The sequence below is a fragment of the Micromonospora sp. BL1 genome, assembly GCF_003667485.1.
Classification (GTDB): Bacteria; Actinomycetota; Actinomycetes; order Mycobacteriales; family Micromonosporaceae; genus Micromonospora; species Micromonospora tulbaghiae.
Map to the genome: position 1 here is coordinate 1 of NZ_RCVK01000327.1, position 16,313 is coordinate 16,313.

Consider the following 16,313-nt stretch of genomic DNA (forward strand, 5'->3'; position numbering starts at 1 on the left):
GGGACGCAGGGGCCGGGGACGCGGCGGGTCAGCCGACCGGCTGGGCGACGTTCTCCCGCACCCACTCGACGATCGACCCGGTGGTGGCGCCCGGGGTGAAGATCTTCGCGACGCCGAGCCGCTCCAGCTCCGGGATGTCGGCCTCGGGGATGATGCCGCCGCCGAACACCACGATGTCGGTGGCGTCGCGCTCGGCGAGCAGTTCGACGACGCGCTTGAACAGCGTCATGTGCGCGCCGGAGAGCACCGAGAGGCCGACCGCGTCCGCGTCCTCCTGGATCGCGGTCTCGACGATCTGCTCGGGCGTCTGGTGCAGGCCGGTGTAGATGACCTCCATGCCCGCGTCCCGCAGGGCGCGTGCGACGACCTTCGCGCCCCGGTCGTGGCCGTCCAGGCCGGGCTTCGCGACGACGACCCGGATACGAGAGCTCATCTGCGCACACCTTTCACCGGCACTCCTGACCTGAACGAACGGTAACCCGGCCGGGCGGGGGGCGGGAAGCCGGGCCGGACCTTCCCACATACGAGCCGTCCCCCTACCGCCCTCCCGGGTACGCGGAAAGCCGGACACCTCCGCCGTTCGGTCACTGTCCGCGACGAACGGGCAGTCGACAGGCCATCCGACCGGCGGCACGAGATATGACAAGGTCGGATGGAATTGGACATAACGAATCAGCACTTCGGCGCTTCGGCTTGTGACAGGAGTGGCGGTTGGCTAACGTGTCCACGGTTGTCATCAGGTCCACGGACGGGTGACGACGCGACACCGGAGGTTCGACCGAGCTTCACCGAACGGTCCGGAGTCGCATCGGATCCCCGACAACGGAGGGTGTGCGTGCGCCAGCGCCTGTCGTCTGAGCCCGATCGCTATCGCGGCCGCCGCCGCGTACCCACCCCCCCGCGGAGCCGCTACGCCGCGGTGGTCACCACCGCGTTCGTCGGCGCCGGCATCGTCGCCATCGGCGCGAACGCCCTCCCCGACGCCAAGAGCGTCAGCCCGTCGGTCCTCGACGAGCTCCGGCAGGCCTCGGTCGCCAGCCAGGACGCCGCCGACCGCGGCAAGAGCGCGGACACCGCCTCCCGCTCCGACCGCTCCGACAGCAAAGCCGCCGAGCAGGACCCGTGGCTCCTGCCGCTGCACGGCTACGACTTCAAGTCCCCGTACGGCATGCGCTGGGGCAAGCTGCACACCGGCATCGACCTGGTCGCCCCGGAGGGCACGCCCTACAAGGCGGTCCACGCCGGCACCGTCAGCAAGGCCGGCTGGTTCGGCGGCTACGGCTACGCCGTCATCGTGAAGCACTCCGACGGCAGCGAGGCCATCTACGGCCACTCCTCCGCCGTGACGGTCAAGGAGGGCCAGGAGGTGAAGGCCGGCGACCAGCTCGGCCTGGTCGGCAACACCGGCCACTCCTACGGCTCCCACCTGCACCTGGAGATCCATGTCAAGGGCCAGCCGCAGGACCCGGTGGCGTTCCTCAAGGACCGCGGAGTGGACATTCAGCTCGAAGTCGAGGAAGTTTACAGCGACGTAGCCGCGTCCTGACGCTCCGTACGCCCCTTCACCGCCCGGATCGCATGGTCCGGGCGGTTTCGTCTGTGCCGATGTCTGCCAGGTCACACCGACGGGTGTGAGCGGGAGCACATCGACCGATGATCGTCTCTTCGACCGAACCGGCCGGCCGGTTCGAAACCGGACGCGCGGCGGCAGCGCGGACCACCGCCTCCACACCCCGATACCCGCTGCGACCTGCACCGACACCAGTATTTCGAGGTCACGTGCCCCTCGAAACCGATGAAGGATCCCGTGCAGCACAGCAGCCCCACCCCGGACAACGCTCCAGCCCGGCACCGGCGCCCGCGCCGCGCCCGGCGCACCGTTTACGTGGTCACCGGCGCGATGGCCCTGCTCGGCCTCGGCATCGGTGGCGTGGTCGCCACCACCGCCCCGTCCGACCCGACGCCCGCCGCCGTCGACCTCGGCGCAGCGGCCCGCGCCGACGACGCCGCCCGCGCCGATCGTTCGGACCGCCAGCCGGTCACCCCGTCCGCCGTACCGGCCAGCCCGTCGCCGAGCCCGAGCGCCGGCGCGACCAGCCCGGCGCCGAAGAAGGCGGCGACCGCGAAGCCCAAGCCGAAGCCGACGAAGAAGAAGACAGCGGCGAAGAAGCCGACCTGGGTCATCCCGATGAAGGGCGCCGACATCACGTCCTGCTACGGGCCCCGCTGGGGCACCCAGCACGCCGGTATCGACTTCGCCATGCCCTCCGGCACGCCGATCCACGCCGCCGCCGCCGGCACCGTGGTCAAGGCCGGCGACGTGGGCGACGGCTACGGCATCTCGGTCTTCATCGACCACCACAACGGCTACCTGACCCACTACGCCCACCAGAGCCGGCTCGCCGTCGGCGTCGGCGACACGGTCAAGGCCGGTCAGGTCATCGGCTACGAGGGCTCCACCGGCGACTCCACCGGCCCGCACCTGCACTTCGAGGTGCACCAGGGCGCGATGTGGAACCAGATCGACCCGGCGCCGTTCCTACGTGCCCGGGGCATCAGCGTCGCCTGCTGACGCGGGTGATCCATCGGCGTGGCCGAGCCGTCTCCGGCTCGGCCACGCCTGCGTCAGGGGGTCACCCGGGTGGCCGGGCTGTCGCCGGGCAGGCCCGACATGTCCGTCTCGACCGGCGGCACCGGAGTGGCGCCGAGGACGGTGCCGTCGGTGGCGTACGCGGTGAGGGTGGCCGGCTGGTCCGGCGGTACCCGGGTGGTGCCCACCTTCGACGCGTCGAGCGCTACGGCGACCGGAGGCGCGCCGCCGACCGTGACCGTGACCCGGGCCGCGTCCGGCGGGGCGATCACCCGCACCTGGCCGGTGGGCGGACGGGTGCCGCCGTCGGCCCGGATCCGCCAGCCGACCGGCCGCCGGTCGGCGCCCTCGGCCGGCAGCAGCAGCCGCAGGTCGACCCCCCAGCCGGTGCGGTGGTCGCCGTGCATCGCGTACGCGATCACCCCGCCGCCTGCGGGCTGCACGGTGAGCAGCGCGGCGGGCCGGCCGCCCTCGGTGCCCGACCACAGCACCCGTACCGTCGTCCCGGCCACCGGGAGGCGGCTGTCGAGGAGCGCCCATCCGGCGACGTCGCGCAGGTCGGCGTCGGCCATCGGCGTGCCTCGGGCGCCCCGCCGGGCGGCGGTGAGCAGGACGTCCATCTCCCGCGCGGTCGGGTCGATCCCGGCGTACGGGCCGCCGCCCAGGCCGCCCTGGAAGAGCACATGGTTGTCGTCGCCGACCCGGACGACGGGTTCGTGCCGCAGCGGCCCGGGAGGCAGGACGGCGAAGCCGACCCCGCTGCCGTCCGCCCGCGCGATGTCCTCGTACTCCAGCGTTCCCCTCGGCGTGTACCGGGGGTCGCCACTGATCGTCACGGTGGAGCCCGGGGGCCCGACGACGACCGCGAATGCGCCTCCGTCCGGACCGGCTTGCATCAGCGTCATGACCGGGTCGTCGGCGGCCTCGCTGTGACCGGCGTAGCGCATCTGCCCGGCGTCGGCACCGGCCGGGCCCACGTACCAGACCAGCGTCTCCTTGGTGAGCAGGCCGAACCGCAGCGGCACCGCCACCAGTGCGACCCGGCGGCCCGGCCGGTCACTGCCGTAGAGCAGACGGATCCGGTCGCGATCCCCGACCTTCCAGAAGCCGTCCGTCTTCGAGCCGCCCGGTGCGGTGGGGCGGCCCATCGCCGGATCGGCGCTGATCCGCTCCCGTAGCGTGTCCAGCCAGGCCCGGTCGCCGGCGAGCGCGCCCCGGGGCGGCGCGTCGAGCAGCGCCGCCGGGGCAGCGGCGACCGCGATGCCGGGCGCCCAGCCCGGGAGGGGCACCACGTTGGCCTGGACCCCGACGAGCGCGGCCACGACCGCTGCCACAGCCGCCCGGATCAGCCGGTTGCGCCGGTGCCGTCGCTCGCGCCGGGCGAACCCCGGCCACGGGTCCTCGGGTACGCCGACACCGTGCGCGGCCTGGCACAGCGCGGGACCGAGCGTCGAACGGACGAAGTTCTCGGTCATGCCGGATCCTCCTGGAGCCGTACCGGGGACGCAGGGGCGGGCGGGGCGAACTCGACCCGCAGCCGGGCCAGCCCGCGCGACGCCTGGCTCTTCACCGAGCCGACGGAGCAGCCGAGAACCCGGGCGGTGTCCGCCTCGCTGAGGTCCTCGAAGTAGCGCAGCACCAGAACGGCCTGGGTTCTGGGCGGTAGCCGGCGCAGCGCGGCGAGCAGCAGTCGCCGCTGCTCCACCTGCGCGTACGCATCAGGCACCGGCGCGCTGTCGGAGGTCAGCAGCGGCACCTCCAGCGGCCGCCGCCGACGCCGCCACGAGATGGCCGTGTTGACCATCGCCCGGCGCACGTAGACCTCGGGCGCGTCTCTGCGCAGCACCCTCCCCCAGCGCCGATGGGTCTTCTCCAGCGCCGACTGGACCAGGTCCTCGGCTGTCCCCCGGTCGCCGGTCAGCAGGTAGGCGGTGCGGACCAGCCGTCCCCACTGTGCTTGGACGAACAGCCGGAACTGTTCGTCGTCCTCGTCGCGACTCACGCCACCTCCAGGTCGCATCCGTCTCGCGTCCACGAGCGGATGCAGGGTGAGACGCGATCGGTGACGTCCGGGGTTGAGTGCGGGCGGTCCGGACCGCCCGACGCTCAGAGCTTGTCGATCGGGGCGTGCCGCAGCACCAGCCACATGGTCTGGTCGCCGAAGTCGATCTGGGCCCGGGCGCCCGGCCCGGCGCCCTCCACCGCCAGCACCCGGCCGAGGCCGTACCGCTGGTGGTTGACCCGGTCGCCCACCGAGACCTTCGGGGCCTGCTTCAGCTCGCTCGCGGTGGCCAGGCGGCTGGCGTCCACGCCCAGCCGCTTCGCCAGCTCGGTCGCCTTGGGCGTGCCGCCGGCGAAGCCGCCACGGCCCAGCCGGTCCGCGCGGCCGCCGACGCCGCCGCCCCCGCCACCCCACGAGGTGTACGACCCCTCGGTGCGCTCCCAGCGGACCAGCTCCGGCGGCAGCTCCTCCAGGAACCGCGACGGCGGGTTGTAGGCGGGCGCGCCCCAGGCCGACCGGGTCACCGCGCGGGACAGGTAGAGGCGCTGGCGGGCCCGGGTGATGCCCACGTACGCCAGCCGCCGCTCCTCCTCCAGCTCGCGGGTGTCGCCGAGCGAGCGCAGGTGCGGGAAGACGCCGTCCTCCAGGCCGGTCAGGAAGACCACCGGGAACTCCAGGCCCTTGGCGGTGTGCAGCGTCATCAGCGTGACGACACCCTGGTGGTCCGGGTCGTCGGAGGGGATCTGGTCGGCGTCGGCGACGAGCGCCACCTGCTCCAGGAAACCGGCCAGCGTGGCCCGCTCGTCGTCGGCGCCGAGTGCCTCGATCCGCTCGGTGTACTCCCGGGCGACGCTCACCAGTTCCTGGAGGTTGTCCACCCGGCCGGCGTCCTGCGGGTCGAGGCTCTCCTCCAGCTCGGCCAGGTAGCCCGAGCGGGTCAGCACCGCCTCCAGCACCTCCTCCGGCGTGCCGGTGTCGGCCAGCTCCCGCGCCGCGTCGAGCAGGGCGACGAACTCGGCGATGCCGTTCGCCGCCCGGGTGGAGATGCCCGGCGCGTCCTTGGCCCGGCGCAGCGCGGCGCCGAAGGAGATGCGGTCCCGCGCGGCCAGCGCCTCCACGCACGCCTCGGCGCGCTCGCCGATGCCCCGGCGCGGGGTGTTGAGCACCCGGCGCAGGCTGACCGTGTCGTCGTCGTTCACCACCGCGCGCAGGTACGCGAGCGCGTCGCGAACCTCCTTGCGCTCGTAGAAGCGCACCCCGCCGACCACCTTGTAGGGCAGGCCGACCCGGATGAACACCTCCTCGAACACCCGGGACATGGCGTTGGTGCGGTAGAACACCGCCACGTCACCCGGGCGGGTCTCGCCGTCGTCGACCAGCCGGTCGATCTCCCGGGCCACCCAGTCGGCCTCGGCGTGCTCGGTGTCGGCGACGTACCCGACGATCTGCTCGCCGGACCCGGCGTCGCTCCACAGCCGCTTCGGCTTCCGGGAGGTGTTCCGGTCGATCACCGCGTTGGCCGCGTTGAGGATGGTCTGGGTCGAGCGGTAGTTCTGCTCCAGCAGGATCGTGCGGGCGTCGGTGAAGTCCCGCTCGAACTCCAGGATGTTGCGGATGGTGGCGCCGCGGAACGCGTAGATCGACTGGTCGGCGTCACCGACCACGCACAGCTCGGCCGGCGGGATCCCCTCGGTCCCGGAGACCAGCTCCTTGATCAGCACGTACTGGGCGTGGTTGGTGTCCTGGTATTCGTCCACCAGCACGTGCCGGAACCGGCGCCGGTAGCTCTCCGCCACGTGCGGGTGCGACTGGAGCAGGTGCACCGTCGTCATGATCAGGTCGTCGAAGTCCAGCGCGTGCGCCTCGCGCAGCCGCCGCTGGTAGAGCGTGTACGCCTCGGCCAGCGCCCGCTCGTTCGGCCCCTTGGCCCGGCCGGCGAACTCCTCCGGGTCGACCAGCTCGTTCTTCAGGTTCGACACCTGGGCGGCCAGGCCCCGGGCCGGGTAGCGCTTCGGGTCCAGGTCCAGCTCGCGGGCGACCATCTGCATCAACCGGCGCGAGTCGTCCGCGTCGTAGATCGAGAACGTCGACTTCAGGCCGGCGTGCTCGTGCTCGGCCCGCAGGATGCGTACGCAGGCGGAGTGGAACGTCGAGACCCACATGAGCCGGGCGCGCGGGCCGACCAGCGCGGCCACCCGCTCCTTCATCTCACCGGCGGCCTTGTTGGTGAACGTGATCGCGATGATCTCGCCGGGGTGCACGTCGCGGGCAGCGAGCAGGTAGGCGATCCGGTTGGTCAGCACCCGGGTCTTGCCGGACCCGGCGCCGGCCACGATCAGCAGCGGGGAGCCGGCGTGGGTCACCGCGTCCCGTTGGGGGCCGTTCAGGCCGTCGAGGAGGGCCTGCGGGTCCGACCCGGCGCCCGCAGGGCGGCGGGCCGGGGTGGGCCGGGACTCCGGCGCGGGCGGGGACGCGGGAATGTCGAAGAGAGGATGCATCGCAGCCCGAGTCTATGCCGCCGGGCGGACACTTCCCCGCCCGCGCCGCCGCCCGGCGCACGCCGTCACGTCTCACCTGTTGGTGCGTCTCCTTGCGCGCCCGCCCAGGTGGTCGGCATACTCGACGACGTGTTCGATCAGCGCTTCTACTTTTACTACGGCACCGGGAGTCCGGCAGCCGTGGGTCGCGCCTGATCACAGACCTACGAAACGCCCCGGGCTCCCCAGAGCCCGGGGCGTTTTCGTTCCGGGATCCGGGTACCGGGCCCGAGCCCCGAGAGGGACGACGATGATGACTGACGTGGTGGAGTCCAGCGGCAGCCTGGCGCGGCACGACCGGCCGGCCGGCGGCGACCCGACCGGGGCCGCGTCGGCCCGGACCGGCACCGACGACGCGGCGGCGGCGGAGCGGATCGGCGAGATCCGGCGGCGGATCGACGAGATCGACAGCACCCTCATCGCGCTCTGGCAGGAGCGGGCCGCGCTCTCCCAGGAGGTCGGCGCGACCCGGATGGCGTCCGGCGGAACCCGGCTGGTGCTCTCCCGCGAGCGGGAGATCCTGGAGCGGTTCCGGTCCGAGCTCGGCGCGGACGGCACCCAGCTCGCGCTCCTGCTGCTGCGCGCCGGCCGTGGCCCGCTGTGACGTCCGCGCGGACGCGGTGACGCCCACGGAGACGACGAACCGCCTGCCGGTGTCGTAACGACACCGGCAGGCGGTCCGGTTGGATCAGGCCACCTCGTGGGTGACGACGATCTCCCGCTTCTCCGCGAAGTGGCAGGCGCTCGGGTGGTCCGAGCCCGGCCGGATCTGGAGCAGCGGCACCTCCTGGGCGCAGACGTCCTGCGCCTTCCAGCACCGGGTGCGGAACCGGCAGCCCGAGGGCGGGCTGACCGGCGAGGGGACGTCGCCCTGGAGCCGGATGATCGCCTTGCTCTCGCGCACGGTCGGGTCCGGCACCGGCACCGCCGACAGCAGCGCCTGGGTGTACGGGTGGGTCGGCCGCTCGTAGATCTCGTCCTCGGTGCCGACCTCCACCATCTTGCCCAGGTACATCACGGCGACCCGGTCGGAGAGGTGCCGCACCACCGACAGGTCGTGGGCGATGAAGACGTACGACAGCCCGAACTCGGCCTGGAGCTTCTCCAGCAGGTTCATCACCTGGGCCTGGATCGAGACGTCCAGGGCCGACACCGGCTCGTCGCAGACGATCACCTCGGGCCGCAGCGCCAGCGCCCGGGCGATGCCGATGCGCTGCCGCTGACCGCCGGAGAACTGGTGCGGGTACCGGTTGATGTGCTCCGGGTTGAGGCCGACCAGGTCCAGCAGCTCCTTGACCTTGCTGCGCCGGCTGCCGCGCGGGGCCACCTCGGGGTGGATCTCGAACGGCTCGCCGATCAGGTCACCCACCGTCATCCGGGGGTTCAGCGAGGTGTACGGGTCCTGCATCACCAGCTGGATCTGCCGGCGCAGCCGCCGCAGCGCGCCACCGGAGAGCTTGGAGATGTCCTGGCCCTTGTAGAGCACCTGGCCGCCGGTCGGCTTCTCCAGGTTCATCAGCACCCGGGCCAGCGTCGACTTGCCGCAGCCGGACTCGCCGACCACACCGAGCGTCTCGCCGGCCTTGAGGTCGAAGGAGACGCCGTCGACCGCCTTGACGTGACCGATGGTCTTCTTGAACACCACGCCCCGGGTCACGGGGTAGTGCTTGACCAGGTCACGAACCTCGATGATGTTCTCAGTCACGGTTCACCAGCTCCTCGGCGAAGTGGCAGGCGCTGGCCCGGCCGTTGCCCAGTTGCAGCAGCGGCGGGACCTTCTCCCGGCACACCGGCTGCGCCATCGGGCAGCGCGGGTTGAACGCGCAGCCCGTCGGGATGTTCATCAGGTTCGGCGGGAGGCCCTTGATGGTACGGAGCTCCTGGCCCTTCTCGTCCATCCGCGGGATCGAGTTGAGCAGGCCGAGCGTGTACGGGTGTGCCGGCTTGCGGTACAGGTCGTAGACGTCGGCTTCCTCGACGATCCGGCCCGCGTACATGACCGCGATCCGGTCCGCGACGTCGGCGACCACGCCGAGGTCGTGGGTGATCAGGATCATGCCCATCTGCCGTTCCCGCTGCAGCTCGCCGAGCAGGTCCATGATCTGGGCCTGCACGGTCACGTCCAGCGCGGTGGTCGGCTCGTCGGCGATCAGCACCTCGGGGTCCAGCGCCAGCGACATGGCGATCATGGCGCGCTGCCGCATACCGCCGGAGAACTGGTGCGGGTAGTTGCTGAACCGGCCCTTGGCGTTGGGGATCTTCACCTGGTCGAGCATCTCGATCGCACGCTTCTTCGCGTCCGAGCGGCTCATGCCGCGCCGGACGCGGAACTGCTCGGCGATCTGGAAGCCGACTGTGAAAACCGGGTTGAGGGCCGAGAGCGAGTCCTGGAAGATCATGGCGATGCCCTCGCCCCGGATCCGCCGCCGCTGCTCGGGGGACATGGTGAGCATGTCCTTGCCGTGGAAGCGGACCTGGCCGCCGGTGACGAAGCCGGGCGGGGTGTCCAGGATGCCCATGATGGTCTGCGCGGTGACGCTCTTGCCGGAGCCGGACTCGCCGAGCACGGCGAGGGTCTCCCCCGCGTCGACGTGGTACGTGACTCCGTTGATGACCTTGGCGACGCCGTCCCGGGTGCGGAACTCCACCCGAAGGTCGTCGACCTCGAGCAGGCGGCCCGAGGGGCGGCCGGATCCGTCGGTGCCCGGGGCGGACTGCTCGGACACGAGAATGTCGGACAACTCAGTTCCCCTATCGGAGCTTCGGGTCGAGGGCCTCGCGGACCGCCTCGCCGAGCATGACGAAGCTCAGCACAGCGGCGACGAGGAACGCGGCGGGGAAGAACAGCAGGAACGGCGAGACCCGGATGTAGTTCTGCGCCTCGCTGATCATGATGCCCCAGGAGACGACCGGGCTCTTCAGGCCGATGCCCAGGAACGAGAGCGTGGCCTCCGCACCGATGAACGAGCCGACCATGATCGTGCCGTAGACCAGCAGCGGGGCCAGGCAGTTCGGCAGCAGGTGCTTGAGAATGATCCGGCCGGTGCCGGCGCCGAGCGCGCGGGCCGCCACGATGTAGTCGGCCTCCTTGGTGGCGAGCACCGAGGAGCGCATCAGCCGCATCACGACCGGCCAGCTCAGCACGCTCAGGGACAGGATGACCAGCCCCATGATCGTCCACTCGCCGTTGTCGGTGCCGGATCCGTTGAACGTGGTCAGGATGACGATCGCGCCGAGCACGAACGGCAGGCCGAAGAAGATGTCCGCGATGCGGGACAGCAGCGCGTCCACCCAGCCGCCGCGGTAGCCGGCGATGATGCCCATCGTGCCGCCGACGAGCAGCGTCAGGACGGTGGAGACCACAGCGACGACGATCGAGGCGCGGGCGCCGTAGATGACCCGGGCGTAGACGTCGCGGCCCTGCACGTCGTAGCCGAACCAGGCGGCCGACGACGGCTCGACCCGGCTGCGCTCCAGCGTGCCGTTGACCGCGTCGCCGGAGGTGAACAGCCAGGGGAAGGCCGCCATCACGAGGAACACCACGATGATCGTCGCCGAGATCCAGAACAGGGGCTTGCGACGAAGGTCGATCCAGGCGTCGCCGAGCAGACCACGCGGCTTCTGCTGCTTCGCGCTCTCCGGCAGGCCGGCGTTTGTGGGAGCACCCGAACCGGCCTCGGTGGGCATGGTCGCGGGCGGCGTCGACACGATCGACGCGGTACTCGGGTCACTCATGCCCGCACCTCGCTGCGCTCGGCGCGGGCGTGGTTGCCCGCGCAGACTGCTGGGACGATTCGTTCGCTGCGGCGGTCACTCATAACGGATCCTCGGGTCGAGGGCGGCGTAGAGCAGGTCGACCACCAGGTTCATCACGAGATAGACGAGCACCAGCACCACGACGATGCCGACAACGGTAGCGCTCTCCTTCGTGACAATCGAGCGGAGCACCTGCCGGCCGATGCCGTTGATGCCGAAGATGCCCTCGGTCACGATCGCGCCACCCATCAGGGCGCCGAGGTCGGTGCCGAGCAGCGTGACCACCGGGATGAGCGAGTTGCGCAGCAGGTGCACGCCGACCACGCGGCGCATCGGGAGGCCCTTGGCGATCGCGGTGCGGACGTAGTCGGCACGCCGGTTCTCGGCGATGCTCGTACGCGCGACCCGGGCGATGTACGCCATCGATGCGCTGCCGAGCACGAAGCCCGGCACGATCAGTTCACTGAACCGCATCTCGTTGGACACGGTCGGGTTGATGATGCCCCACTTCACACCGAGCAGCCACTGCAGCACGAAGCCGATGACGAAGACCGGCAGGGCGATCAGGAAGAGGGTGGAGACCAGGACCAGGTTGTCCAGGAAGCCGTTGCGCCGCAGACCGGTCAGGATGCCCGCGCCGAGACCGATCACGGCCTCGATGGCGAGGGCGACCACCGCCAGCTTCAGGGTGTTCGGGTACGACGTGGCGATGATGTCGCTGATCTCGCGACCGCCGAACGTGATACCGAAGTCACCCTGCAGAAGGTTCTTCATGTAGCTGGCGTACTGCACCCAGATCGACTCGTCGAGGTTGTACTTCTCGGTCATCATGGCCCGGTAGTTCGGGGGGCAACCGCGGTCGCCGCACTTGCCGGCGAAGGGGTCACCGGGCACGGACCAGACGAGCCAGTAGATCAGGAACGTCGTGCCGATGAACACCGGCACGAGTTGCAGCAGCCGTCTCAAGAGATAACGGCCCATGGGGTGGTCCTCCAGACAGGGAGCGCCGGGTGAGCCGGCGCGGCGGCGACAACGTGCGAGGGGTTCGTTGTACACCCCCTCGCGGAACGGCCCCGGGTCGGGCTCACCGGTAGGCGAGCCCGACCCGGGGTCAGACCGTTCGGATCAGAGCTCGACCGAGGTGATGTCGAGCTCGCCGACGTTGGTCAGCTCCAGCTTCTTGATCTTCTCCGAGTGGCCGGACTGCTGGCCACCGAAGTAGATCGGCATCGACGGGACGTCCTGGTCGATGAGCTTGACGGCCTCAGCGAACTTCTTGTGGGCCTCCTCGATGCTGGGGGCCGCGGTGGCCTCCTTGGCGAGGGCGTCCACCTGCGGGTTGCTGTACTTGCCGTCGTTCGAGGAACCGCCGGTGACGTAGAGCGGGTTGATCCAGTTCTCCACGTCCGGGTAGTCCTGCTGCCAGCCGGCCCGGTACGCGCCGGTCATCTTGTAGGCGTTGATGTTGGCGCGGAAGACCGCGAAGGTCGGCACGCCGACGGCAACCGCGTCGATGCCCAGGTTGGTCTTGATCTGCTGGGCGACGGCCTCCATCCACTCCTTGTGGCTGGCGTCCGCGTTGTACGACAGGGTCAGCTTGCCCTGGAAGCCACCGGCCTCCTGGAGGAGCTGCTTGGCCTGGGCCACGTCGAACTTGCAGGAGGTGCAGTTGCCCGGCTCGGCGCCCGGGGTCAGCGGGTTGGCCCAGCTGTCGGCCGGCTTACGGGTACCGAAGAAGATCTTGTCGGTGATCGACTGCCGGTCGATGGACAGCGAGATCGCCTTGCGCAGCTTCGGGTTCTGGAAGCGCTTGTCGTAGATCGGGAAGGCGATGATGCCGGTCGACGGGGTGGTCGAGGCCATGGCCCGGTCGGCCAGGTCGGTCTTCCACTTGTCACCGGCCAGCGCGGAGACCGGAACCTGCTGCTGGAAGTCCAGGTTGCCGGCGAGCAGGTCGTTGTACGCCGCCGTGTCGTCCTGGTAGATCTTGACGGTGACGTCCTTGATCTTCATCTTGTCGCGCAGGCTGTAGTCGTCGAAGCGGGTCAGCTTGATCTCGACGTCGTCCTGCCAGGAGACGAGGCTCACCGGGCCGTTACCGATCGGCTTCTTGCCGAAGTCCGCCGGGGTGGACGAGAAGAACGCGTCCGGCAGCGGCACGAAGGCGCTGTAGCCGAGCTTGGTCGGGAACACGGCGGTCGGCGCGGAGAGCGTGACCTCGAAGTTCCAGTCGTCGACGACCTTGAGGCCGGACATCTCCTTGGCCTTCGGCTCCGGGGCCTTCTGCGGGCCGTCCGGGCCGTCCGGGTCCTCGGTGTAGACCTCGTCGAAGCCCTGGATGTCGGCGAAGAAGGAGGCGTTCTGCGCGCCGTTCGGGCCGTACGCCGCCCAGTTCCAGGCCTTGACGAAGCTCTCGGCCTTGACGGTGGTGCCGTCGTGGAACTTGGTGTTCTGCTTGATCTTGATCTTGAAGACCTTCGAGTCGCTCGTCTCGATCGACTCGGCGAGCAGGTTCTGCGGCGCCCCACCGTTGTTGGGGTACTCGACCAGACCGCTCCACAGCCAGTCGATGATCGCGCCGCCACCGGTCTCGGTGGTGTTCGCCGGAACCAGGGGGTTCTCCGGCTGGGTGCCGTCGATGACGATCGCGCCGTCCTTGCTGGCGCCGGCGTCGCCACCGTCGTTGTTCCCGCTGGAGCAGCCGGACGCGACGAGCGCGAATGCCGCGCCCACCGCGAGCGCGCCGCTCGCCCGCTTCGAGACTCTCATTCCGAGGGGCCTCCTCTTTCTAACCTGGTTCCGTCGTGAGTTTCACGCACGTCTTTGGGGGTGACACCACCGGCGACCCGAACCGCAGGACGCCGGTTTACCGCAGAGGAATTCGGGACACCCCAGGGGTACCGATCCGCCGGGCGCCACACCCTGGACGAGACACCGCGCAGGGTCGGCGACCACGCGGCGGCGCGAAAGACGGCGTCACGTGGTCGGCAGGCCCGACGAGATGCCTCACACCGGGGGGTGAGGTGCTGCCACTGTGACACCAACCGGCCCTTTCCGTGAAGGTGCCGTTATCAAGCCGTTAGTTGGTCGCCACGTTGCCGATACTTGAGAAAAGATCACAAAGCGCACGGACGATAGGGCCCTGAACAGGCAAGACGGGCACAGAGGGGTCGACAGACGTCCCTGCGACGCGCAGGGCTGTGACGTTCACCGCGCCGACCTCGGCGTCTCTCACGGGCGCGCGACTGCGGCGTTTTTTGTCCGTCCGGATGATGCCATGCCGACTGAGCGGGCACCAGCGGGACCCCTGGGGTACGAGGCCGCCGAGGCCCCGCCCCCTGGGATCGGCGTGGAGTCCTAGACCAGCCGGCGGTCGGCGGCCCAGCGGGACAGCTCGTACCGGTTCGACATCTGGAGCTTGCGCAACACGTTGGAGACGTGCGTCTCGACCGTCTTGATCGAGATGTACAGCTCCTTGGCGATCTCCTTGTACGCGTACCCCCGGGCGAGCAGCCGCAGCACCTCGCGCTCGCGGTTGGTGAGCTGGTCCAGCTCCGGATCGGCCACCGGCGCGTCCGGCCGGGAGGCGAACGCGTCGAGCACGAACCCGGCCAGTCGCGGGCTGAACACCGCGTCGCCGTCGGCCACCCGCCGGATCGCGTCGGTCAGCTCCTCCGGCGAGATCGTCTTCGTGACGTACCCCCGCGCGCCGGCGCGGATCAGGCCGATCACGTCCTCGGCGGCGTCGGAGACGCTCAGTGCCAGGAACCGCACCTGCGGGTGGGTACGCCGCATCGCCTCCAGCACGGCACGACCGCCGCCGTCGGGCATGTGCACGTCGAGCAGCACCACGTCCGGCGCGGTGGCCGCGATCCGGGTCACCGCCTCGGCCACCGAGCTGGCCTCGCCGACGACCTCCACCCGCGCACCCAGTTCGGCACGGACGCCGGCCCGGAACATCGCGTGGTCGTCGACGAGGAACACCCGCAGCGGCCCGCGCGGCGCCGTACCCTCGACCGGTTCCTGCTCGGACATGTCACTTGTCCCTTTCCGCCGTGGAGCCGGAGCCGCTGATCGGCAGGATCAGCCGGACCTCGGTCCCTTCCCCCGGCTCGGACCGGATCTCCGCCCGGCCGCCGTGCCGCTTCATCCGTCCGATGATCGAGCCCCGGACGCCGTGCCGGTGATTCTCCACCGTATCCGGGTCGAAGCCCTTGCCCCGGTCCCGGACGAACACGCTCACCTGCTCCGGCTCCACCTCGGCGTACAGCGACACGGTCTGCACACCGGCGTGCCGGGCCGCGTTGACCAGGGCCTCCCGGGCGGCAGCCACGATCGCGCCCACCCGCTCGTCGGTCTCCCGGTCGCCGACCACCACCACCTCGACGGTGATCGCGAACGTGTCCTCCACCTCGGCGGCGGCCTGCTCCAGGGCGGCCGCGAAGCGCTCGGTGGGCGAGGCGGTCGGCTTGTAGAGCCAGTTGCGCAGCGAGCGCTCCTGACCGCGGGCCAGCCGCTGCACCGCCTTGACGTCACTGGCGTTGCGCTGGATCAGAGCCAGCGTGTGCAGCACCTGGTCGTGCACCATCGCGGCCAGTTCGGCGCGCTCCTGCTCCCGGATGCGGCCCTCCCGCTCGGAGCGGAGCTGGTTCCAGGTGCGCCAGAGCACCGGACCGGTGACCACGCCCACGCCGGCCAGCCCGACCAGCGCGAAGATCACGCCGTTGAGCACCGCGTCGAAGTTCTGCGCCGGCGAGTAGACAGCCGCCACGCCGATGATGCCGACCGCGACGAGCACGCCGCCGCCGATGAAGCGCAGCACGAACGCGCGCCTGTCGCTCTCCTCCACCACCGCGCCGAACCAGGGCACCGCCGAGTCACCCCACTGCCGGCGGCGCTCCGGGGCGGACTGGTGCCAGATGACGCCCGCGCCGACCGCGATGATCGCCACCAGCCAGCCGGCCGTGCCGGCCGCGCCCACCGAGTTGAACGCGACCACCTGGAGCAGCAGCACGCCGAGCCCGATCACCACGAACGGCAGCAGCTGGGCCAGGTCGCGGCGGGGCGGGACGGCGGTGTCGCCGGGCCGGGGCGGGACCACCGCCCAGAAGGCGGCGTAGAGCAGCAGCCCGAGCCCGCACAGCCCGAGCAGCACCATGAACGCCACGCGTACCCGCAGCACCGGGATGCCCAGGTGCTCGGCGATGCCCGCGGCCACCCCGGCGGCCAGCCGGTGGTCGGTGGCCCGGTAGAGGCGCGGGGCGTGCGGGGCGGGGGTGCTGCTGATCGGAGGCTCCCAGGTCGAGGCGGACGCGCCGGCGGCGCCGACGCTCAGATCGTCACACGGCCGCGACGCCCGGGACCACGGGGACGCCCCGGAGTTTCACCGGCGGCGGATCTCAGGGTGGGGTCAGGGTCGGGTCCGGAG

At 70.9% G+C, this 16,313-nt stretch carries 14 protein-coding genes; 3 read left to right on the forward strand and 11 right to left on the reverse strand.

Annotated features, from left to right (window positions below):
- Positions 1 to 28: 28 nt before the first annotated feature.
- On the reverse strand, positions 29 to 433 hold the full coding sequence (locus EAD96_RS24855; protein ID WP_120573173.1) for a cobalamin B12-binding domain-containing protein: 405 nt from the start codon (positions 431 to 433) through the stop codon (positions 29 to 31).
- 402 nt (positions 434 to 835) lie between these two features.
- On the opposite strand from EAD96_RS24855, the gene EAD96_RS24860 reads away from it, so the two are divergent.
- Positions 836 to 1,546, forward strand: coding sequence for a M23 family metallopeptidase (locus EAD96_RS24860; RefSeq protein ID WP_120573172.1), 711 nt, complete (start codon positions 836 to 838; stop codon positions 1,544 to 1,546).
- Between the two features lie 249 nt (positions 1,547 to 1,795).
- Complete coding sequence (locus tag EAD96_RS24865) at positions 1,796 to 2,572, forward strand: M23 family metallopeptidase (protein ID WP_121685972.1); 777 nt, start codon at positions 1,796 to 1,798, stop codon at positions 2,570 to 2,572.
- A gap of 53 nt (positions 2,573 to 2,625) precedes the next feature.
- Here EAD96_RS24865 and EAD96_RS24870 read toward each other — a convergent pair whose 3' ends face one another.
- The 3 genes from EAD96_RS24870 to pcrA form a co-directional block, all read right to left on the reverse strand.
- Entirely contained in the window at positions 2,626 to 4,065 is a 1,440-nt protein-coding gene (locus tag EAD96_RS24870) for a hypothetical protein (protein WP_121685973.1), read from the reverse strand.
- A complete protein-coding gene (locus EAD96_RS24875) occupies positions 4,062 to 4,592 on the reverse strand; it encodes a SigE family RNA polymerase sigma factor (protein WP_233586163.1) in 531 nt (176 codons plus the stop codon). The genes EAD96_RS24870 and EAD96_RS24875 overlap by 4 nt, the downstream gene beginning before the upstream one ends.
- A gap of 104 nt (positions 4,593 to 4,696) precedes the next feature.
- On the reverse strand, positions 4,697 to 7,090 hold the full coding sequence (gene pcrA / locus EAD96_RS24880; RefSeq protein ID WP_120573168.1) for a DNA helicase PcrA: 2,394 nt from the start codon (positions 7,088 to 7,090) through the stop codon (positions 4,697 to 4,699).
- A gap of 289 nt (positions 7,091 to 7,379) precedes the next feature.
- Here pcrA and EAD96_RS24885 point away from each other — a divergent pair, with 289 nt between their 5' ends.
- On the forward strand, positions 7,380 to 7,733 hold the full coding sequence (locus EAD96_RS24885) for a chorismate mutase (protein WP_121685974.1): 354 nt from the start codon (positions 7,380 to 7,382) through the stop codon (positions 7,731 to 7,733).
- Positions 7,734 to 7,817: 84 nt separating this feature from the next.
- Here the strand turns inward: EAD96_RS24885 and EAD96_RS24890 are convergent, their stop codons facing one another.
- The 7 genes from EAD96_RS24890 to EAD96_RS24920 all read right to left on the reverse strand — a co-directional run bounded on the left by EAD96_RS24890 (position 7,818) and on the right by EAD96_RS24920 (position 16,172).
- Positions 7,818 to 8,834 (reverse strand): ABC transporter ATP-binding protein, encoded by a 1,017-nt coding sequence (locus EAD96_RS24890; RefSeq protein WP_120573165.1) that lies wholly within the window; start codon positions 8,832 to 8,834, stop codon positions 7,818 to 7,820.
- A complete protein-coding gene (locus EAD96_RS24895; protein WP_121685975.1) occupies positions 8,827 to 9,855 on the reverse strand; it encodes an ABC transporter ATP-binding protein in 1,029 nt (342 codons plus the stop codon). The genes EAD96_RS24890 and EAD96_RS24895 overlap by 8 nt, the downstream gene beginning before the upstream one ends.
- A gap of 25 nt (positions 9,856 to 9,880) precedes the next feature.
- The gene (locus tag EAD96_RS24900) at positions 9,881 to 10,864 is read right to left on the reverse strand and encodes an ABC transporter permease (RefSeq protein ID WP_121685976.1); all 984 of its coding nucleotides are present in this window, start codon (positions 10,862 to 10,864) and stop codon (positions 9,881 to 9,883) included.
- Between the two features lie 75 nt (positions 10,865 to 10,939).
- A complete protein-coding gene (locus EAD96_RS24905) occupies positions 10,940 to 11,866 on the reverse strand; it encodes an ABC transporter permease (RefSeq protein ID WP_121685977.1) in 927 nt (308 codons plus the stop codon).
- A 144-nt stretch (positions 11,867 to 12,010) separates the two neighbouring features.
- Positions 12,011 to 13,654 carry an ABC transporter substrate-binding protein gene (locus tag EAD96_RS24910; protein WP_121685978.1) on the reverse strand — a complete coding sequence of 548 codons (1,644 nt, stop codon included), beginning with the start codon at positions 13,652 to 13,654 and terminating at the stop codon, positions 12,011 to 12,013.
- Positions 13,655 to 14,242: 588 nt separating this feature from the next.
- Complete coding sequence (locus EAD96_RS24915; protein ID WP_030501521.1) at positions 14,243 to 14,920, reverse strand: response regulator transcription factor; 678 nt, start codon at positions 14,918 to 14,920, stop codon at positions 14,243 to 14,245.
- A 1-nt stretch (position 14,921) separates the two neighbouring features.
- A complete protein-coding gene (locus EAD96_RS24920; RefSeq protein ID WP_121685979.1) occupies positions 14,922 to 16,172 on the reverse strand; it encodes an ATP-binding protein in 1,251 nt (416 codons plus the stop codon).
- Positions 16,173 to 16,313: the final 141 nt, after the last annotated feature.